The 20,272-nt window shown below is 66.6% G+C and carries 21 protein-coding genes; 17 read left to right on the forward strand and 4 right to left on the reverse strand.

Annotated elements, in window-relative coordinates; translation table 11 throughout:
* Nucleotides 1-40 precede the first annotated feature (40 nt).
* On the forward strand, nt 41-841 hold the full coding sequence (locus ACW7G2_RS08790; protein WP_456974813.1) for a tRNA threonylcarbamoyladenosine dehydratase: 801 nt from the start codon (nt 41-43) through the stop codon (nt 839-841).
* Here the strand turns inward: ACW7G2_RS08790 and ACW7G2_RS08795 are convergent.
* A complete protein-coding gene (locus tag ACW7G2_RS08795; RefSeq protein ID WP_456974815.1) occupies nt 816-1,595 on the reverse strand; it encodes a TatD family hydrolase in 780 nt (259 codons plus the stop codon). The two genes, ACW7G2_RS08790 and ACW7G2_RS08795, sit on opposite strands and share 26 nt — an antisense overlap.
* An 11-nt stretch (nt 1,596-1,606) precedes the next feature.
* Nucleotides 1,607-1,852: a DUF6116 family protein gene (locus tag ACW7G2_RS08800; protein WP_456974817.1), complete on the reverse strand. Its 246-nt coding sequence runs from the start codon at nt 1,850-1,852 to the stop codon at nt 1,607-1,609.
* A gap of 176 nt (nt 1,853-2,028) precedes the next feature.
* Between ACW7G2_RS08800 and ACW7G2_RS08805 the strand changes: the two genes are divergently transcribed.
* From ACW7G2_RS08805 to ACW7G2_RS08820, 4 genes are all read left to right on the forward strand, one after another.
* Nucleotides 2,029-2,838 (forward strand): glycine zipper 2TM domain-containing protein, encoded by an 810-nt coding sequence (locus ACW7G2_RS08805; protein ID WP_456974818.1) that lies wholly within the window; start codon nt 2,029-2,031, stop codon nt 2,836-2,838.
* A 178-nt stretch (nt 2,839-3,016) separates the two neighbouring features.
* Entirely contained in the window at nt 3,017-4,180 is a 1,164-nt protein-coding gene (locus tag ACW7G2_RS08810) for an acyl-CoA dehydrogenase family protein (RefSeq protein ID WP_456974820.1), read from the forward strand.
* Nucleotides 4,181-4,266: 86 nt separating this feature from the next.
* Complete coding sequence (locus tag ACW7G2_RS08815) at nt 4,267-4,833, forward strand: GNAT family N-acetyltransferase (protein ID WP_456974822.1); 567 nt, start codon at nt 4,267-4,269, stop codon at nt 4,831-4,833.
* Between the two features lie 44 nt (nt 4,834-4,877).
* Nucleotides 4,878-7,148: a thiamine pyrophosphate-dependent enzyme gene (locus ACW7G2_RS08820; RefSeq protein ID WP_456974824.1), complete on the forward strand. Its 2,271-nt coding sequence runs from the start codon at nt 4,878-4,880 to the stop codon at nt 7,146-7,148.
* A 145-nt stretch (nt 7,149-7,293) separates the two neighbouring features.
* On the opposite strand, the gene ACW7G2_RS08825 is transcribed toward ACW7G2_RS08820, so the two are convergent.
* On the reverse strand, nt 7,294-7,794 hold the full coding sequence (locus ACW7G2_RS08825) for an OmpA family protein (RefSeq protein ID WP_456974826.1): 501 nt from the start codon (nt 7,792-7,794) through the stop codon (nt 7,294-7,296).
* 133 nt (nt 7,795-7,927) lie between these two features.
* Entirely contained in the window at nt 7,928-8,785 is an 858-nt protein-coding gene (ygfZ, locus tag ACW7G2_RS08830) for a CAF17-like 4Fe-4S cluster assembly/insertion protein YgfZ (protein WP_456974828.1), read from the reverse strand.
* Here ygfZ and ACW7G2_RS08835 point away from each other — a divergent pair.
* The 12 genes from ACW7G2_RS08835 to ubiB all read left to right on the forward strand — a co-directional run bounded on the left by ACW7G2_RS08835 (nt 8,784) and on the right by ubiB (nt 20,220).
* Nucleotides 8,784-8,978: a DUF1674 domain-containing protein gene (locus ACW7G2_RS08835; RefSeq protein WP_456974830.1), complete on the forward strand. Its 195-nt coding sequence runs from the start codon at nt 8,784-8,786 to the stop codon at nt 8,976-8,978. The two genes, ygfZ and ACW7G2_RS08835, sit on opposite strands and share 2 nt — an antisense overlap.
* A gap of 69 nt (nt 8,979-9,047) precedes the next feature.
* Nucleotides 9,048-9,443, forward strand: a complete 396-nt coding sequence (gene sdhC, locus ACW7G2_RS08840; protein WP_456974832.1) for a succinate dehydrogenase, cytochrome b556 subunit — start codon at nt 9,048-9,050, stop codon at nt 9,441-9,443.
* Nucleotides 9,440-9,853, forward strand: coding sequence for a succinate dehydrogenase, hydrophobic membrane anchor protein (gene sdhD / locus ACW7G2_RS08845; protein ID WP_456974834.1), 414 nt, complete (start codon nt 9,440-9,442; stop codon nt 9,851-9,853). The genes sdhC and sdhD overlap by 4 nt, the downstream gene beginning before the upstream one ends.
* Before the next feature lie 24 nt (nt 9,854-9,877).
* Entirely contained in the window at nt 9,878-11,668 is a 1,791-nt protein-coding gene (sdhA, locus tag ACW7G2_RS08850) for a succinate dehydrogenase flavoprotein subunit (RefSeq protein ID WP_456974836.1), read from the forward strand.
* Nucleotides 11,669-11,683: 15 nt separating this feature from the next.
* On the forward strand, nt 11,684-12,466 hold the full coding sequence (locus ACW7G2_RS08855) for a succinate dehydrogenase iron-sulfur subunit (protein WP_456974838.1): 783 nt from the start codon (nt 11,684-11,686) through the stop codon (nt 12,464-12,466).
* Nucleotides 12,467-12,536: 70 nt separating this feature from the next.
* The gene (locus ACW7G2_RS08860; protein WP_456974897.1) at nt 12,537-12,734 is read left to right on the forward strand and encodes an FAD assembly factor SdhE; all 198 of its coding nucleotides are present in this window, start codon (nt 12,537-12,539) and stop codon (nt 12,732-12,734) included.
* Nucleotides 12,735-12,822: 88 nt separating this feature from the next.
* Entirely contained in the window at nt 12,823-13,137 is a 315-nt protein-coding gene (locus tag ACW7G2_RS08865) for a hypothetical protein (RefSeq protein WP_456974840.1), read from the forward strand.
* 51 nt (nt 13,138-13,188) lie between these two features.
* Nucleotides 13,189-14,430 carry a lipoprotein-releasing ABC transporter permease subunit gene (locus ACW7G2_RS08870; RefSeq protein ID WP_456974842.1) on the forward strand — a complete coding sequence of 414 codons (1,242 nt, stop codon included), beginning with the start codon at nt 13,189-13,191 and terminating at the stop codon, nt 14,428-14,430.
* The gene (gene lolD, locus ACW7G2_RS08875) at nt 14,423-15,118 is read left to right on the forward strand and encodes a lipoprotein-releasing ABC transporter ATP-binding protein LolD (RefSeq protein WP_456974844.1); all 696 of its coding nucleotides are present in this window, start codon (nt 14,423-14,425) and stop codon (nt 15,116-15,118) included. The genes ACW7G2_RS08870 and lolD overlap by 8 nt, the downstream gene beginning before the upstream one ends.
* Nucleotides 15,119-15,272: 154 nt before the next feature.
* A complete protein-coding gene (locus tag ACW7G2_RS08880; RefSeq protein WP_456974846.1) occupies nt 15,273-17,876 on the forward strand; it encodes a TonB-dependent receptor in 2,604 nt (867 codons plus the stop codon).
* Between the two features lie 126 nt (nt 17,877-18,002).
* Complete coding sequence (locus ACW7G2_RS08885; RefSeq protein WP_456974848.1) at nt 18,003-18,500, forward strand: CinA family protein; 498 nt, start codon at nt 18,003-18,005, stop codon at nt 18,498-18,500.
* A gap of 34 nt (nt 18,501-18,534) precedes the next feature.
* Complete coding sequence (gene ubiB / locus ACW7G2_RS08890) at nt 18,535-20,220, forward strand: 2-polyprenylphenol 6-hydroxylase (RefSeq protein ID WP_456974850.1); 1,686 nt, start codon at nt 18,535-18,537, stop codon at nt 20,218-20,220.
* Nucleotides 20,221-20,272 lie beyond the last annotated feature (52 nt).

Raw genomic sequence — 20,272 nt, forward strand, 5'->3', positions numbered from 1 at the left:
CGATGCGACGGATCGCCCGGCATCACTCTAAAATGGGCGCATGGAACCTGATTGGATGGACCGCTTCGGCGGCATTGACCGCCTGTACGGCAGCGGCGCCGTTGCGCGCCTGTCGCGCATGCAGGTGGCGGTGGTGGGCCTGGGTGGCGTCGGCTCGTGGGTGGCCGAAGCGCTCGCCCGCAGCGGAGTCGGGCGCTTGGTGCTGATCGATGCGGATGACCTGTGCGTCTCCAATACCAACCGTCAGCTGCCGGCACTGCAGGGCCAGTACGGGCGCGGCAAGGCCGAGGCGATGGCGGAGCGCTGCCTGGCCATCAATCCGCTGGCCACGGTGGAACCCGTTGCCAGCTTCCTCACCCCCGGCAACCTGGACGAGCTGCTTGATTGCGGCCACGACCTGGTGCTGGACGCCTGCGACAGTCTGCGTACCAAGGTGGAGGCCATTGCCTGGTGCCGGCGGCGCAAGCTGCCGGTGATCACCGTCGGATCGGCCGGGGGGCGGATCGATCCGACCCTGGTGCGGATACGGGATCTGTCGCGCACCGAGCACGACGCCATGCTGGCCCTGGTGCGGAAAAAGTTGCGTGGGGATTTCAGCTTCCCGCGCGGCCCCAAGCGCTACTTCGGCGTCCCAGCGGTGTACTCGCTGGAGAACGTCCGCTACCAGCAGGGCGATGGCAGCGTGTGCGGCCTGCGCCCGCAGCTTGATCCGGATGCCGCCCTCAAGCTGGATTGCGGCACCGGGCTGGGTGCCGCCACCCATCTCACCGGCACGTTCGCCTTCGCGGCGGTGGGCAAGGCACTGGAGATCCTGCTCAGGCAGCCGCCGGCGGCAGCTTGAACAGACGTCGGGCGTTGGCGGTGGTGGCAGCGGCAATCTCTGCGCGGTCCTGGTCGCGCAGCCTGGCGATCACGTCCAGCACCCGCACCAGCAGGGCCGGTTCGTTGCGGCCGCCACGGTTGTCGGCATCGGGCTGGTCGGGCGCGTCGGTTTCCAACAACAGCTGATCCAGCGGCATGTCCGCCACCAGCCGCCGCAGCCGCTGTGCGCGTTCGTAGGTCACCGGGCCACCCAGGCCAATCATGAAGCCCAGGTCCCACAGCTGCCGCGCCTGCTCCGGGCTGCCTGAAAAGCTGTGCACCACCCCGCGCAGCTTTCCAACCCGTCGGATCGCGCTGATGGTCGCGTCCACCGCACGCCTGGCGTGCACGATCACCGGCAGGTCATGGTTACGCGCCAGTTCCAACTGGGCGTTGAAGTAGTACTGCTGGGCGTCGCGGTCCAGTTCCTCGATGAAGTAGTCCAACCCGCATTCACCCACTGCCACCGGCTGGTCGCGTTCGATCCAGGTGGCCAGTGCGTCGAGGTGCGCGATCTTGTGCTGCTCCAGGAACACGGGATGCAGGCCATAGGCCGGGTGCAGCCCCGGGGCGCTGGCGCAGACCTCGCGCAGCTTGGGCCAGGCATCGGCGTGGGTGGCGGGCACCACCTGTTCGCCGATCCCGGCCGCTTGCGCGCGCTGGATCACGGCATCGCGGTCGGGATCGAACGCGTCTGCGTCCAGATGGCAATGACTGTCGATGAGGAAGGTCATGCGCCTGCTCCTCAGCGTTCGCGCTTGGCCTGGCCGTCGATCGGCGGCCGCGCGCCGGTGGCGGGAGCAACCTTGCCGCGCCGCTTCCAGTTTGCCAACAGCAGCGTGCCCAGCCCCAGAAGGAGCTCGTCCACGAAAGGAATTGGATCCGGGATCACCAGGGTCAATGCAAACAACGTGGCAGTGACCATGAACAGCCGGGGAAAGCTGAGGCGGGTAAGCCAGCGCAGCAGCGGGGCCAGCAACAGGTGGCGCATGGCGTAGTTCTCCAATGCGATGGATGGCGGTCACGCTATCACGGTGTACTGGGGACGATATTCATGGCCCGGTCATTTTCAGCGCCCCCAGCCGTGTCCGGTTCAGCTTGGAAGTGGTCGAATCACTCTGCACGCAACGCAGGCGATGTGCCTGCAGGAATGACAAGGAGCGCGACATGAAAAACAACACCCTCGCAATCGCTTTGGCATCGCTGCTGGTTGGCGGCGTAGCCGTCGCCGCGTTCCAGAACAACACTCGCGATGACATTGCTCACGACGATGCAGCGACCTCTGCGGACGACATTGAAACGGGGGCTGGTATCGACTCGATTCCGGTATCCGGGCGTCTTGATTACGCCGACGTCCTGGACGTGCAGGCGGTGACCGAGCAGCAGGACTTCTACGCCCAGGTGCTGGGCGTTGAGCCGGTGAGCGAGACCACTACCTCCAGCACGCCGCGCCAGGTGTGCCAGGACGTGGTGGTGCAGTACGAGGCTCCGACCCGCGACCCCAACCGCGTTGCCGGCACCACGATCGGCGCGGTGGTGGGCGGCGCGCTGGGCAACCAGGTCGGTGGCGGTGACGGGCGCAAGCTGGCCACGGTGGGCGGCGCAGTGGGCGGTGCATTTGCGGGCCGCGCCATCCAGGGCCGCCAGCAGGCCAACAACGTACAGACCGTGACGGAGCAGGAATGCCGCACCGTCCAGGACACCTCGCAGTCGTCGCGGGTGGTGGCCTACAACGTGACCTATCGCAACCCCGATGGAAGCACTGGCACCATGCGCACCGGCAGTGAGCCCGGCGAGCGCATCAAGCTGGGTACGGAAGAGGTGCCGATCGCATGGGATGTCACCTATCAGTACGAAGGAGACGAGCGCACGGTGCGCATGCAGCAGCAGCCGGGTGACCGTCTGCCGGTTCTGGATGGGCAGGTAGTGCTGCAGACGGCCGCCGCCAGCCAGGAAGACGGCGCCACGCGTCAGTAATTCTGTCGTAGCCGGAAGTCAACGAGGGGTCGGAGCAATCCGGCCCCTTTTTCTTTCTTCTCCAATTGGAAAAGCGCAGCGCTGACACGACGCGGGGCCGCTTGGCGCTACCCACCAAAGGCCCAAGAGGGAGGCCGGATCGATACAATGGGGGTTTCCCGCCAACTTCCAGAGTGCCATGGCCCTGAATCCCCTTGATCTCTACGACGTCCGTTCCCTGCTCACCGATGAAGAGCGTGCGGTGCAGGACACCGTGGCGCGCTTCACCGACGAGAAGGTGCTGCCGATCATCGGCGAATGCTTCGATGAAGGCCGCTTCCCCACGGAGCTGATCCCCGAGATCGCGGGCCTGGGCCTGCTGGGTGCCACCCTGCCGGCCGAGTACGGAGGCTCGGAGCTGGGCGATGTCAGCTACGGCCTGATCTGCCAGGAGCTCGAGCGCGGCGATTCCGGCCTGCGCAGCTTCGCCAGCGTGCAGTCCTCGCTGTGCATGTACCCGATCTTTGCCTACGGCACCGAAGAGCAGAAGATGCGCTGGCTGCCGGACATGGCGGCAGGCAAGGTGATCGGCTGCTTCGGCCTGACCGAGGCCCACGGCGGCTCCGATCCGGCCAACATGAAGACCCACGCCCGGCGCGACGGTGACGACTGGATCCTCAACGGCTCCAAGATGTGGATTACCAACGGCAACCTGGCCGACATCGCCATCGTCTGGGCGCAGACCGACGACGGCATCCAGGGCTTTGTGGTGGAGAAGGACTTCGCCGGTTACAAGGCGCAGGAGGTCAAGCACAAGATGAGCCTGCGCGCATCGGTGACCAGCGCGCTGTTCTTTGACGAGGTGCGCGTGCCCGAGGCCAACCGGCTGCCGAACGTGAAGGGCCTGCGCGGGCCGCTGGGCTGCCTGACCCAGGCCCGCTACGGCATCACCTGGGGCCCGATCGGCGCGGCCGTCGCCTGCCTGGACGAGGCGCTGGGGTATTCAAAGGAGCGCATGCTGTTCGGGCGCCCGGTGGCGGCAACCCAGAGCGCGCAGATCAAGATGGCCGACTGGGCCCGCCGCATTACCAGCGCGCAGCTGCTGAGCCTGCAGCTGGGCCGGCTGAAGGAAGCCGGCAAGATGCAGCCGACCCAGGTGAGCGTGGCCAAGTGGAACAACTGCCGCATGGCGATCGACATCGCCCGCGAAGCCCGTGACCTGCTGGGCGGCGCCGGCATCACCACCGAGCACTCGCCGATCCGCCACGCGCTGAACCTGGAATCGGTGATCACCTACGAGGGCACCGAGACCGTGCACCAGCTGGTGGTGGGCCGCGAGCTGACCGGCATCAACGCGTTCTGATCCTGCCGTCGCCGTTGCCGGGCCGCGTGTCCCTTGGACCAGCGGCCCGGCAGGCGGCGATGCGCATAGCCCTGGGAGGGGCTTGGATGGCACTGGCCGAGCTTCGCATTGAAACCCCGCGCCTGATCCTGCGGGTTCCGCGGATCGAGGATTTCGACCGCTTTGCCGAGCTGCAGGGCGATGAAGCGGCTGCCCGCCATATCGGCGGTGCGGTCTCGCGCACGGAAGCCTGGCGCAGGTTTCTGTGGCAGCCGGGTGCCTGGCAGCTGCAAGGATTCGGCATGTTCGCGGTCATCGACCGGGACAGCGGCCGGTGGATGGGCCAGACCGGGCCATGGCGCCCGGAAGGCTGGCCCGGCAACGAGATCGGCTATGCCTTCCATCCCGATGCATGGGGCCGCGGCTTTGCGCTGGAAGCCACTTCGGCGGCCATCGACTGGGCGTTGGAGCACCTGGGGTGGGACGGCTTCATCCACTGCATCGCGCCTGAAAACACCGCTTCGCAAAAGCTGGCCGCACGGCTCGGATCCACCCTGCAGGGGCCGTCCATGCTGCCGCCGCCACACGCGCACATCGCCGTGGATGTGTGGGGCCAAACCGGTGCGCACTGGCGCCGGAATCACCCCCTTGGCGGGTCCGGCCCCGCCAACTGATATTCGCCCATGGCGGGCCTGCGCCCGCCCTACGAGAGAGCAACATGTTCGCAAAGGTTCCCGATCCCATTCCCGCCCGCATGAGGGGCCTCAACCGCGCCGAGATCTGCGACGTCAATTTCCAGGAGTTCGTCCGCGGCTGGGAAGGCAGCGCCGCGCGCGCGCCATCGCCGGGCGCGGCGGTGCTGGAGGGCAGTGCCCTGGACGCCCAGGGCTTTCGCGAACTGTTCGAGTCGCAGCTGATCAGCCGCCACCTGGACCTGATGGCCCGCGTGCTGCGGGTGCAGAACAAGGTTTTCTACACCATCGGTTCGTCGGGTCACGAGGGCAACGCGATGGTGGCCCGGCTGACCCGGCATACCGATCCGGCATTCCTGCACTACCGCTCCGGCGGCTTCATGGCCGAGCGTTTCCGCAAGCTGCCGGGGATGGACCCGGTGATGGATTCGGCGCTGTCGTTTGCCGCCTCGAAGGAAGACCCGGCTTCCGGCGGCCGCCACAAGGTGTGGGGCAGCAAGCCGTTGTGGGTACTTCCACAGACCTCGACCATCGCCTCGCACTTGCCCAAGGCAATGGGGACCGCCGTGGCGATCGAACAGGGCCGGGGCATCGGCCACCAGCTGCCGGTGCCCGATGACAGCATCGTGGTGTGTTCGTTCGGCGATGCTTCAAGCAACCATGCCACCGCCCAGACCACGTTCAACGCCGCCGCCTGGACGGCCTACCAGGGGTTGCCGGCTCCGGTCCTGTTTGTGTGCGAAGACAACGGCATCGGCATCTCGGTCAAAACTCCCGACGGCTGGATCGCGCGCAACTTCCGCGACCGCCCGGACCTGGATTACTTCCATGCCGACGGCCTCGATTTGGCGGGGGGCTATGGGCAGGTGCAGCAGGCGGTGGAGCACTGCCGCCGCACGCGCCGGCCGACCTTCCTGCACCTGCGCACCACGCGGATCATGGGCCACGCGGGCACGGATTTCGAAATCGAATGGCGCAGGCTCGAGGAGCTGTGCGCGGTGGAGGCGACCGATCCGCTGCTGCGCTCGGCCACCATTGCGCTTGAATCGGGCCTGATGTCCAAGGACGAGGTGCTCGAACTCTATGAAGCGACCCGGGTGAAGTGCTTTGCCGCCGCCGAGGATGCCGATCGGCGCCCGCGGCTGGAATCGCTGGAAGACGTGATCGCTCCGCTGGCGCCGTACACCCCGTCAGCGGTCCAGGCCGAGGCCAAGCGCGCCGACTATGACGAGCGCCGGCTGCAGGCGTTCGGCGGCGAAGCGAAACTGCCGGAAAATCTGCCCCCCAGGCACTTGGCCATCCAGATCAACCAGGCCCTGCACGACCTGTTCGCCAAGTACCCGGAAACCCTGCTGTTCGGCGAAGACGTGGCCCAGAAGGGCGGGGTGTACACGGTCACCAAGGGCATGCAGAAGGCATTCGGTCCGCGCCGGGTCTTCAACACCCTGCTCGACGAGACCATGATCCTGGGCCTGGCGCAGGGCTATTCCAACATGGGCATGCTGCCGCTGCCGGAGATCCAGTACCTGGCGTACTTCCACAACGCTGGTGACCAGATCCGCGGCGAGGCGGCCAGCCTGCAGTTTTTCTCCAACGGCCAGTACCGCAACCCGATGGTGATGCGGATTGCGTCGCTGGGTTACCAGCGGGGTTTCGGCGGGCACTTCCACAACGACAACTCGATCACCGCGCTGCGCGACATCCCGGGCCTGGTGATCGGCTGCCCCAGCCGCGGCGACGATGCGGTGACCATGCTCCGCACCCTGACCGCGCTGGCCAAGGTGGACGGCCGCGTGTGTGCGTTCCTGGAGCCGATCGCGCTGTACATGGCCAAGGATCTCTACGAAGCGGGTGACGGTGGCTGGCTGACGTCTTTCCCGGCCCCGGGCGAGGCCATGGAGTTCGGCGCCGAGCGCGTCTACAACCCGGAAGCCACCGACTGCGTGATCCTGACCTTCGGCAACGGCGTGCCGATGAGCCTGCGTGCCGCCCGCGACATCGAGGCCAAGCACGGGTGGAAGGTGCGGGTCGTCGACCTGCGCTGGCTGCTGCCGCTCAACGAAGAGGCCATCGTCCGCCACGTTGGCGAATGCGCGCGCACGATCGTGGTCGATGAAGGCCGGCGCAGCGCGGGGATCGGCGAGGGCGTCATCACCGCCATCGCGGAAGCCGGACTGGGAGATCGCCCGCTGCAGCGGGTGGTGGGGGCGGATACGTTCACCCCGCTCGCTGGGGCGGCGTTCCTGGTGATCCCGTCCGAGGACGACATCGTCGCCGCCGCCGCCGCCCTGCCGTAGGAGCGCGCGAAGCCGGGTGACGGCCGGCGTTGCCGCGGGGCGCCGGCAACGTCGACCTATCCGACGCCATGCCGCGTGACCAGAGTCACGCGGTTTCGCGCGCGCGGCGCGCTCCTACGACGGAGGCGCCGCGGGGCGGGGGAGGTCAGTCCGCGAACTGGACGCGCACCTCGACCCTGCGGTTGGGAGCCAGGCAGTCGATGACCTGCTGGCCGCCGCGACCCTCGCAGTCCACCACCGGCTCAACCGCCCCACGTCCGACCGCGGTGATGCGCTCCTCGGGAATGCCACGCTCGATCAGGTAATCACGCACCGCGTTGGCGCGCTGGCTCGATACCGTCTGGTTCGCCACTGCGGTGCCCAGCCGGTCGCTGTGCCCGATCACGTGCACGATCTCCACCGGGCGTTCGGCCAGCCTGGTGGCCAGTTCGTCCAGGGCAATCCGGCCCTCCGGGCTCAGGTCTTCGATGCTGGACTTGCCGAAGGCGAACATGCCGTCAGCCGACAGTCGCTCCAGGAACGAGGACGGCAGTGGCTGCATGTCCTGCGCTTCCGGTACCGGTTCCTGTTCCGGCGTGGTGCTGCATGCGCTGGCAAGCAACACGAAGCCAGCTGCCGCCAGCGTCAGCCAAGGCTTGATCGTCATAGTTCCTTCTCCCCCATTTCCATGTCTGGTTGGCTCCCCCCTGCCGTTCGGAGCATAGCAGCCGCGGATTGCAGTTTGGACAGCCCTGGAAAGGGCGCAGGGAGTGGGCGGGAGGGGAGTCAGCAGGGGCGTTTCAGCGTGCCAGGCCGTCCTCCAGCGCGGCCACCATGCATGGAGTCCCGCCGATGGCGAGGGGGGCGTCTTCCCGCTCCAGGGGCAGGACCGCCAGGGCCTCACGGCCGGCAGCACACACGACCCGCCCGATCTCGCGCTCGCCCGAGGTGACCGCGTCGCCGGAAGCCACCGCGGAATCAACTTGCAGTCGCACCAGGCCGCGCTTTGCCTGGCCCAGGAAGTGCGTGCGGGCAACGATCTCCTGGCCGGGGTAACAGCCCTTCTTCACGCTGTAGGCGCGCAGACGCTGCAACGACAGCTGCTGCGGGGTCCACTTTTCGGTCTGGTCCGGATCCAGCCGCGGCCAGCCATGGGACAAGTCGAACGCGCTCCACCGGCTGGCCACATCATCGCTGACCGGCGCGGTGGTCGCGCCCAGGCGCAGGGTGCGGGCTCCAGCGGGAGTGCCCATGTCCAGTTCCACGCCGCTGTCCTCATCGCCGGCAAACGCAGACCCCGTCGCCTGCTGCGGGGCAGTGAATGCGGCAGCGGCATGCACTGCTTCCAGCGGGCGCAGCGTCACCTTGGTACGGAATACAAAGCGCTGCAGCTGGGCGGCCAGATCCGCCGGATCGGCGTCCGGCAGCAGCAGCCACAGACGCTCGGCGTCAAAGCGCAGCAGGGCGAACAGGGCCACGATCCGCCCCTTGGGAGTCAACCATCCGCTCCATTGCCAATGCCCGTCGGCCAGCCCGTCCACATCGTTGGTGAACTGGGCCTGGGCAAATTTGGCTGCATCCCGGCCTTCCAGGGCCAATACGCGATGACCGGGAAGGGCGGAGAACTGATCAGGTAGTGACGGCGACTTGTCGGACATGGGGGTGGGACTTAGACTTGAAGAGGTGAAAGACCCAGCCATCATAGGCGAAAGCAAAGCCGTGCCCGAACAGGACCAGCCCGTGGAACCGGTGCCTGAGCCTGAACGTCCGCGGGAAATCGGCGGTCGGGAGGGGCCAGACCCGACCCGCTACGGGGATTGGGAAAAGAACGGCCGCTGCATTGATTTTTGAGGCGGCACTGTCCGCCACCTGCCACGCGGCCCGCGTTCCAGCAGCCGCCCAGCGAGGATCCTTCCTGCGATGAGTCACCATCAACGTCCACTGTCCCCTTTCATGTTGGGGCAGACATACCGTTTCCAGATCACCACGGTGATGTCCTTCCTGCATCGCACCAGCGGTGTCGTGCTGTCCGTCGGCGCGTTGGGCATGGCCTGGTGGCTGCTGGCGGTCGCCCAGGGCGGGGAGGCATACGCAAGCTTCTCCGAGTGCCTGGCCTCGCCGCTGGGCATGATCGCCCTGGCCGGCTTCTCGCTGGCGCTGGTGTACCACCTGCTCAACGGCATCCGCCACCTGTCCTGGGACATGGGTTACGGCATGTCGATTCCCGAACTCTACCGGTCCGGCTATACGGTGGCGGTGCTGACGGTGGTGCTGACCGGCATCATCTGGTTCTTTGCAATGCGGGGTGGGGCATGAGCGATACGAGGCTTGATCAGGACGGTACCGTGCGCGAATTCCGCACGCCCCTGGCCCGCGCCCGCGGACTGGGTTCGGCCAAGTCCGGCACCAGCCATTTCTGGTGGCAGCGGGTGACCGCGGTGGCGATGATCCCGCTCGTAGCCTGGCTGCTCGGCACCCTCATCTCGCTGGTTGGCGCGGACCTGGCCACGGTGCAGGAGGTGATTGCACGGCCCTGGAACGCAATCCTGTTTGCCGCGTTCTCGATCGCCATGTTCTGGCACATGCAGATGGGCCTTCAGGTGGTGATCAGCGATTACCTACACGGCGGCCTTGAGCGGGCCCTGCAGCTGATCGTCATCTTCGTTTGCGTGCTTGGCGCACTCGCCTCGCTGTTCGCCATCGGCCGCATCGCGCTGCTGGCCTGACCCCACTTTTTCGACAGAGCTGCAATGACTACTGCCTATCCAATTACCGAGCACCAGTACGACATGATCGTGGTCGGCGCCGGCGGCGCCGGACTGCGCGCCACCTTCGGCCTGGCCCACAAGGGCCTGAAGACCGCGTGCATCACCAAGGTCTTCCCGACCCGTTCGCACACAGTCGCCGCGCAGGGCGGGATCTCCGCCGCGCTGGGCAACATGGGCGAAGACGACTGGCGCTTCCACTTCTACGACACCATCAAGGGCTCGGACTGGCTCGGTGACCAGGACGCCATCCAGTACATGTGCCGCGAGGCCATCCCCGCGATCATCGAGCTCGAGCACCAGGGCGTGCCGTTCTCGCGCACCGAAGAGGGCAAGATCTACCAGCGTCCCTTCGGCGGCATGACCACGCACTACGGCAAGGGCACCGCGCAGCGCACCTGCGCCGCCGCCGACCGCACCGGCCACGCCATCCTGCATACGCTGTACCAGCAGTCGCTGGCCCATGACGCCGAGTTCTTCGTTGAATACTTCGCGCTCGACCTGATCATGGACGAGGAGGGCGCATGCCGCGGCGTGCTCGCCCTGGACATGTCCAACGGCACCCTGCACCTGTTCCGCGCCCACGGCGTGGTGCTGGCGACCGGCGGCTATGGTCGCGCCTACTTCTCGGCCACCTCGGCCCACACCTGCACCGGTGACGGCGGCGGCATGGCGCTGCGCGCCGGACTGGGCTTGCAGGACATGGAGTTCGTGCAGTTCCATCCCACCGGTATCTACGGCGCCGGCTGCCTGATTACCGAGGGCGTGCGCGGCGAAGGCGGCATCCTGCGCAACGCCAGCGGCGAGCGCTTCATGGAGCGCTATGCGCCCAACGCCAAGGACCTTGCGAGCCGCGACGTGGTCAGCCGTTCGATGACCATCGAGATCCGCGAAGGCCGCGGCGTGGGCGAGCACAAGGACCATATCCACCTCGACCTGACCCACCTGGATCCGGCCGACATCCACAAGAAGCTGCCGGGCATCGCCGAGAGCGCGCGCATCTTCGCCGGCGTGGACGTGGAAAAGCAGCCGATCCCGGTCATCCCCACCGTCCACTACAACATGGGCGGCGTGCCGACCAACTACCACGGCGAAGTGGTGCAGCTGAAGGACGGCAACCCGGACTCCGTGGTCCAGGGCCTGTACGCGATCGGCGAGGCCGGCTGCGTGTCGGTGCACGGTGCCAACCGCCTGGGCTCCAACTCGCTGCTCGACCTTGTGGTGTTCGGCCGCGCGGTGGCCAACCGCTGTGCCGAAACCATCAAGCCGGGCCAGCCGCACAAGCGCCTGGCTGGCGACGCCTGCGACCGTGCCCTGGCCAACCTGGACCGTCTGCGCAACGCCAGCGGCGGCACCCCGACCGCTGTCATCCGCGACAACATGCAGCGCACGATGCAGAGCCACGCTGCGGTGTTCCGCACCCAGGAAACCCTGGCTGAAGGCGTGGAGCACGTGCGCGAGATCCGTGATTCCTTCGCCGACGTCAAGGTCAGCGACCGCTCGCTGGTGTGGAACTCGGACCTGATTGAAACCATGGAGCTGCAGAACCTCCTCGGCCAGGCACTGGTGACCATTACTTCGGCCGAGAACCGCAAGGAATCCCGCGGGGCCCACGCGCGCGAGGATTTCCCCGATCGTGATGACGTCAACTGGCAGAAGCACACCCTGTGCTGGCTGGAAGAAGACGGCAGCACCCGAATCGACTACCGCCCGGTGCACATGTACACGCTCGACGACGAGGTCGAAGTAGTGCAGCCGCAAGCGCGCGTTTACTGACGGGAGATAGAGACAATGGCTGAATTCACGCTCCCGAAGAACTCCAAGGTCCAGAAGGGCCGGCACTTCCCCGCCACCGGGGCCAAGCGCACGCGCACCTTCAAGGTCTACCGCTGGAGTCCGGACGAGGGTCGCAATCCAAGCACCGACACCTACGAGGTGGACCTGGACAGCTGCGGGCCGATGGTTCTGGACGCGCTGATCAAGATCAAGAACGAGATCGATCCGACGCTCACGTTCCGGCGCTCCTGCCGCGAGGGCATCTGCGGCTCGTGCGCGATGAACATCGACGGCACCAACACCCTGGCCTGCACCCGGGCGATCGAGGACTGCGCCAAGCAGGAAGTCCCGATCTATCCGCTGCCGCACATGCCGGTGATCAAGGACCTGGTGCCGGACCTGACCCACTTCTTCGCCCAGTACGCCTCGATCAAGCCGTGGCTGCGCACCCAGGGCAAGCCGCCGCCGGACCGCGAGCGGCTGCAGTCGCCCGAGGAGCGCGACCGCCTGGACGGCCTGTACGAATGCATCCTGTGCGCCTGCTGCAGCACCGCCTGCCCAAGCTACTGGTGGAACGGCGACCGTTATCTGGGCCCGGCGATCCTGCTCCAGGCCTATCGCTGGATCGTTGACAGCCGCGACGAAGATATCGGTGCACGGCTGGACGACCTGGAAGACCCGTTCAAGCTCTACCGCTGCCACACGATCATGAACTGCGCCCGCACGTGCCCCAAGGGGCTGAACCCGGGCAAGGCGATCGGTGAGATCAAGCGGCTGATGCTGGCCCGCCAGGGCTGAGTCGCAGAACGCCGTGACTCCCGAAGACCAGGTTGAACTGCGCCGGCTGCGCTGGCGCGCGCGGCGCGGCATGCGCGAGCTGGACGTGCTGTTCAACCGCCATCTGGACCATGCCTGGGCGACGGATTCCGAAGCCCAGCGCGAGGTTTTCCTACGCCTGCTGGCGTGCGAGGACGATAAGCTCTGGCGCTGGTTCATGGGCTATGAGGATGTCCCCGATGCCGAGCTCAAGCAGCTCATCCAGCGGATCCTTGGGTTGCCATATTGAGTGGCAACCCTCGCGCTGGCTTTGCGCGGGGCTGGTACTGCTTGCGATGCTGGCCGCGTTTGCCATAAACGCGTCGGAAATGCCGCGCATGGTTGCCTGGCCGCTGGCGGTGCTGGCCCTGGCCTACGGGCTGTTGTCGGCCGTACGGCATCACGCGCAGCCCGTGCACCGTTTCGTGTTCACTGGCCAGGACGGCCCAGTGCTGATTGACGGCGTGCCCGTGCACGAGGCCAGCGTGACCTGGCGCGGCCCGCTCGCCTTCCTGCGCTGGAATGACGGTGCAGGGCGTACGAGGCGGTTGGCCTGGTGGCCGGACACCCTGCCGGCGCCGCTGCGGCGTGAACTGAGGCTGGCCGCTCCTTTAAGGCGGGCTGCGCGAAAGGGCGCTTCAGTGGCAACATAGCGGCCCTTGTGCCCGGCACCGCCGCGGCATCCGTCCTGCCTGCGAGAGCCGATGTTCAAGCCCGTCCCCGTCGCGATCGGCCTGCGCTACCTGCGCGCAAAGCGCCGCAATGGCTTCATCTCCTTCATTTCCCTGGCGTCGATCCTGGGCATCGCCATCGGCGTGGCGGTGCTGATCACCGCGCTGTCGGTGATGAGCGGGTTCCAGCGCGAGATCCGCGACCGGATGCTGGAAATGACCGCGCACGCCACCATCAGCGCCTACGGCGAGCCGATGGAGAACTGGCAGGGCGCCGTGTCCGAGGCAATGGTGGACGCGCGGGTGGCCGGCGCGGCACCGTTTGTTGAAACCCAGGCGCTCATAGCCGGGCCGCGCCGGGAACCCGCGATGGTGCAGGGCGTGGTGCCCGAATACGAGCGCGAGGTGTCCAAAATCGCCGAGCGCATGGTATCCGGCGACCTGGATGATCTTGCTCCCGGCAGCTTCAATATCGTTCTCGGTCGCGACCTGGCGCTGTGGCTGGGTGTGGGCGTGGGCGACAAGGTGGTGGTGACCACCGATTTCCAGACCACGCCGATGGGCGCAGTGCCGCAGCTCAAGCGGTTCACCGTCAGCGGCATTTTCCAGGTGGGCCACCAGCAGTTCGACCGCAGCCTGGCAGTGGCGAACATGGAGGACCTGCAGCGGGTGTTGCGCATGGGCGATGGCGTGACCGGAGTGCGCCTGCGCCTGCACGACATGGATCAGGCCTGGGAGGTGGCGCGCGATCTGGTGCTGCGCCTGCAGGGCCCGTACCAGGTCAGCGACTGGAGCAGCGAGAACGCGAACATGTTCCGTGCGCTGCGCCTGGAAAAGACCATGATCGCGATCCTGCTGTCACTGATCATCGCCATGGGCGCGTTCAACCTGGTGTCATCGCAGGTGATGCTGGTGACCGACAAGCAGGCCGACATTGCCATCCTGCGCACCCTGGGCCTGACCCCGCGCGGGGTGATGCAGACCTTCATGGTCCAGGGCAGCATGATCGGGATTTTCGGCACCGTGCTCGGGGTGGTTGGTGGCATCCTGCTGACCCTCAACCTGGAGCACATCCTGCGTGCGATCGAACGGACCTTCAACGTGGTGCTGATCCCGCCGGATGTTTACTACATCACGGGTTTGCCAACCGAACTCAGCGCTCCCGACGTGGTGGTGATTGCCGTGGTGGCGCTGGCCATGGCGCTGGTGGCAACCGTATACCCGGCCTGGCGCGCTGCGCGCACCGCGCCGGCGGAGGCGTTGCGCTATGAATGATGCAGTGGTCCGTGCCGAAGGCCTGGGCAAGGTCTATTCCGAAGGCGGTCTCAACACAGCGGTGTTCTCGGGGCTGGACTTTGAAGTTGCGCGGGGCGAGACAGTCGCCATCCTGGGCGCATCAGGTGCGGGCAAAAGCACCCTGCTGCATCTGCTGGGTGGGCTGGACACACCCACCGCCGGAGAAGTGTTCGTTGACGGGCATCGCATGAGCGGCCTGTCGGATGCGGCGCGCGGCCAGCTGCGCAACAGGGCGCTCGGCTTCGTCTATCAGTTCCACCACTTGCTGCCTGAATTCACCGCGCTTGAAAACGTGATGCTCCCGGTGCTGCTGGGCGGATCCGAAGTGAAGGACGCCACGGCGAGGGCGCGCGCGCTGCTGGAGGCGGTCGGCCTGGGGCCGAGGTTGGGACACAAGCCGGGTGAACTGTCCGGCGGTGAACGCCAGCGGGCCGCGGTGGCCCGCGCCCTGGTCAACCGCCCCGCCTGCGTGCTGGGCGACGAACCCACCGGCAACCTGGATGAGAAGACCGCGGCGATCGTGTTCGAACTGATGCTTGAACTCAACCGTGAGCAGCAGACCAGCCTGGTGATGGTGACCCATGACCGCAGCCTGGCACGGCGCCTTGACCGGGTGATGGAGTTGCATGAGGGCAAACTCCGGCCGTTTCCGCAGGCCGGCGGCTGACCCGCTCCCCATACGCTTGCGTTTGGAAGTGTGCTAGCTTTTCCGCAAGGCACAGGTCACGCCCCCCACCGGGACCGGAGCCGACAACAACAGCGGGCAGCCACGCCTGCGCCGTCTTGTCGATTCGATCAACTGGTTTTGGGGGATGTCATCCATGCAATCGATCCAACCGCAACGCAATCTGCTGGCCGCGGCCGTCCTGGCCGGCCTGGTTGCACTGTCCCAGGTCCCTCTTGCGCAGGCTCAGGACACGCAGCCTGCAACCAGTGACCGCGAGGAGCCCGCCACCCTGGCAACCATGGTGGTGACCGCGCAGAAGCGCGAGGAAGCGCTGCAGGACGTGCCGATCGTGATCAACGTGCTGCCCGAGCAGCTGCTGCTGGACACCGGCGTGCGCGACATCAAGGACATGCAGGTGCTGGTGCCGGGCCTGACCGTGACCAGTACCCAGTCCGCCGCCCAGACCACCGCCCGTATCCGCGGCATCGGCACCGTGGGTGACAACCCGGGGCTTGAGTCGTCGGTGGGCGTGGTGATCGACGGCGTGTACCGGGCCCGCAACAGCGTCGGCTTCGGGGACCTGGGCGAGCTGGAACGCATCGAGGTGCTCAAGGGTCCGCAGGGCACGGTGTTCGGCAAGAACACCTCGGCAGGCGTGATCAACGTGGTCACCCGCAAGCCTAGCTATAGCCAGGAAGCCGAGGGCGAGGTGACCGTGGGCAACTACGGCCTGGTGGGCGTGGGGGGCTCCTACAACGATGCCCTGGGTGAAAACGCGGCCTTCCGCGTCTATGCCACCAAGCGCAAGCGCGACGGCGTCGACAACGTGTTCACCGCCAACGGTCCGCGCACCCAGACCGATGATGCGGACCAGAACTACCACGCAATGCGCATGCAGCTGCTGTTCGAGCCCACGGCCGACCTGAGCATCAATTTCGCCGGTGATTACGCCAGCCGCGAGGAAAGCTGCTGCGTCAGCATGACCACGCACCGCGGTCCGACCGCGGACATCATTGATGCGCTCACTCCCGGCGGGGAAGGCATCATTCCTGTGCCGGACCTGGATCGACGACTGGCCTATGCCAACCGTCCCTCCGAGCAGGACCTGAAGGACAAGGGCGTGTCGGCTGAGATCAACTGGACCACGCCGTGGGCGAACAACGCCACGCTGACCTCGATCACCGCGGCGCGCACCTGGGATGCGATCACCAGCATCGACTTCGACTACAGCGCGGCCGACATCATGTTCCGGCCCGCGGACGAGGATTATTCGCTGGTCGCGTTCGACACCTTCAGCCAGGAACTGCGCATGACCGGCTCGACCGACCGTGTCGACTGGATGGTGGGCGTGTTCTATTCCGATGAGGACCTGGCCCGCAATGATTCCTATCACATGGGTGCCGGCTACGAGCCGTACCTGTCCACCCTGGTGGGCAGCCAGGTGCTGGCCGGCCTGTCACAGGCCGTGGCCGGATTGCAGCAGGCGGTCGGTCCGCTGGGACTGAGCGTCAATACAGGCAACCCGGCGACCTTTGTATCAGAGGTCACCGGACGGCCGTTCGGCACCAACTTCACCGGCATTGGTGCACACGACCGGTACGCGCAGAATGCCAAGAGCACGGCGATCTTCACCAACAACACCTTCCACGTCAGCGACACCCTGGATATCACCCTGGGCCTGCGCTACACCCACGAGAAGAAGACGCTCGATTCGTCGTTTTCCAACCCCAATGGCAGCGCGGCTTGTGGCATTACCCTGTCCGATCCGGCCGCCGCCGTGGGCGGGGCAATGATCGGCCGCGTGGACGGGTTCGCCAACCTGCCGCCGGCGCTGCAGCAGCAGCTGATGGCGCAGATGCTGCCGCAGCTACAGCCGGCCATCCAGCAGGTGGCCGGCTTCATGTGCCTGCCGTGGGCCAACGTGCTCCACAACGGTCGCGAGACCCGGCAGGAGCGGACCGAGAAGGAATGGTCGGGCACGCTCAAGGTGGCCTACGACTTCTCCGACGACGTGATGGGCTATGTGTCGGCGGCGCGCGGCTACAAGGGCGGCGGCTTCAACCTCGACCGGGTGCAGGTGGGGGTGACGCCTCAGGATGACACCTACTTCCCGGGTGAGTTCGTGGACAGCTACGAGCTGGGCATGAAGACCACCTGGGCGGACGGCAACCTGCTGTTCAACGCGGCGCTGTTCCACCAGGAGTACGAGGACTTCCAGCTCAACAGCTTCCTGGGCACGGCGTTCGTGGTGCGCTCGATTCCCAAAGTGACCTCCACCGGCGTGGACATGGACGTGCTGTGGCAGACAGGCATCACCGGCCTGATGGTGCAGGGCGGGCTGACCTATGCGGAGACCGAGTACGGCAACGACCTGCTGCCCGATCCCGACCTTAGCCTGCTGCCGGGCAACCAGATGAGCTTCGCCCCCGAGTGGTCGGGCAATGCCTCGGTGACCTATGAGTGGGACATCGGCTCCAACCTGCTCGGCCGCTTCAACATCGGCGCCAAGTACATGTCTGATTACAACACCGGCTCGGACCTGGACCCGCAGAAGGAACAGGAGGCGTACACGCTGCTCAACGCCCGCCTGGGCTTCGGCCGCCAGGACCGGGGCTGGATGGTCGAGTTCTGGGGTCAGAACCTAACCGACGAGACCTACAAGCAGGTGGGCATCGATGCCCCGATTCAGGCCCAGTCCTGGAACACCTACCTGGGCGCACCGCGCACCTACGGCATGACTTTGCGCTTCCGTTATTGAGTTGTAGTCGGCCGGGCTGATTAGCCCAACGCGAGCAAGGGCCCGCGCATCTCCGGATGCGCGGGCTTTTCCGTGTCGCGGGCTGGAATGCGACAATCACCGCACACCCCACTGAGCAGCACAGCGATGGACCAGGCCCCCGACGACCTTGTTTTGTATGAGCTGGCCCGCGAACTGGGCGAACGGCTGCGCGGCGAACGCCACATGCTGGTGACCGCCGAGAGTTGCACCGGCGGCTGGATCGCAAAGACCATGACAGATGTTCCCGGTTCATCGGAGTGGTTCGACTGCGGCCTGGTGGCCTACAGCTACGAAGCCAAGCAGGCGATGCTGGGGGTGCAGCCGGGCACGCTGGAAGAACACGGTGCGGTCAGCCGCGAGACGTCGGTGGAAATGGTGTCGGGCGCGCTGGTGAATTCCGGCGCAACCGTCGCCGTGGCGGTGACCGGTATTGCCGGGCCTGGCGGCGGCACTGAAGACAAGCCGGTGGGAACCGTATGGATCGCCTGGAAACGCCGGGCGGGATACACCCACGCCGAGCTGTTTCACTTCCCGGGCGATCGCGACGCGGTGCGCCGCCAGACCGTGCTGGTGGCCCTCCAGGGCCTGGACAAGCTGCTGTGAATGCCCGCGCGCCGGCACGGGCAGGAACAGGCTGATGTGGGAAACGCTGGGCACCGTCCGTGACCTGGGCCGGCTGCAGGAAATTGCATCGGCCCTGATCCGCTACGGCTTCGGCGAATTCGTACAGCGGATCGGTCTGTCCAGTGCGCTGGAGCGGGCAGGGCGCCTGCTGCACTGGGGGCAGGCCGACGAACGGCCACGGATGGAGCCGTCCGCGCGTTTGCGTCATGCGCTGCAGGAACTCGGGCCCACCTTCGTCAAGCTCGGCCAGGTGCTGGCCACGCGGGTGGACCTGTTGCCGCCGGAGTGGATCACCGAACTCAGCAAACTGCAGAACGCCGTACCCGCGCTGTCCTGGCAGGAGATCCGCCCGCAGCTGGTGGAAGACCTGGGGGACGAGCCGGAACAGGTGTTCGCGCGGATTGAGCAGGTGCCGCTCGCAGCCGGATCGCTGGCCCAGGCCCACCGTGCCTGGCTGGACGATGGGCGGGCGGTGGTGTTGAAGGTGCGCCGCCCGGGCATCCGCGAACAGGTGGAGGCTGACCTGCGGCTGCTTGCGCGGCTGGCGGAGATCGTCGAGACCCGGGCCCCGGATCTGCGCCGTTACCGCCCGACCGATATCGTTCACCAGTTCGGCACCTCGCTGCGGACCGAGCTGGACTTCGCCGCGGAATGCCGCAATGCCGAACGGATCGCGGAGAATTTTGGCGATGACGAGCGCATCGCGATTCCCGCCATCCACTGGCAGTGGACCTGCGAACGGCTGAACGTGCAGGAGTTCATGTCCGGAATCCCGGGCACCGACCTGGCGGCCGTGGATGCGCTGGGGCTGGACCGTCATGAACTGGCGCGCCGCGGTGCCGGGATCGTGCTGAAGATGGTGCTCGAGGATGGCCTGTTCCATGCCGACCCGCACCCGGGCAACATTTTCTACCTGGATGACGGCCGGATCGGCGTGATCGATTTCGGCATGGTCGGACGGGTGGGTGAGCGCCGCCGGCAGCAGGTGGCGCAGCTGCTGTACGGGATGGTGTCGCAGGATTCCGAATCCGTGGCCGACATCATGCTCGAGTGGGGCGACGGCGACGGGGATGTCGAGGAAGGCCGGCTGCAGACCGATGTGGACGCCTTTGTCGACCAGTACCGCGGGGTGCCGCTGAAGGAGCTGCGGATGGGCGCGATGCTGCTGGACGTGGCCGCCATGCTCAGGCGCAACAAGCTGTCGCTGCCGCCGGACCTGGCGCTGATGATCAAGGCCTTCCTGACCCTGGAGGGCCTGGGCCGGCAATTGGATCCCGACTTCGACATGGCCGCCGTAGCCCAACCGTATCTGGAGCGCGCGCTGCTGCAACGCTATTCGCCGGCTGCGCTGGCCCGCCGCGGCCGGCGCACGGTTTCCGGCGCGATGGACCTGATGGGAACCCTGCCGCGCGACCTGCGCCGCCTGCTGCAAGCTGCGCGGCGAGGGCGCCTGCGGGCGCAGATCGAGGTCACTTCCCTCAAGGACTTCGGCAGCCAGGTCAACAGCGCCGCCAACCGCCTGACCGTGGGCGTGATCACCGCGGCGCTGATCGTGGGCTCCTCGATCGTGATGAACAGCGTTGCCGGCGGCGCTTCCAATCGTGCGCTGATGGCCATGGGCGTGCTCGGGTTCCTGGGCGCGGCGCTCAGCGGTATCTGGATCGTGTTCTCCATCTGGCGCAGCGGTCGGCGCCGCTGAGCCGGGCGGGTGATTTTCGTTGACGGTTCCCGTGGTTAGTAGTATTACTACC

It is taken from the genome of Luteimonas sp. A277 (assembly GCF_054052045.1).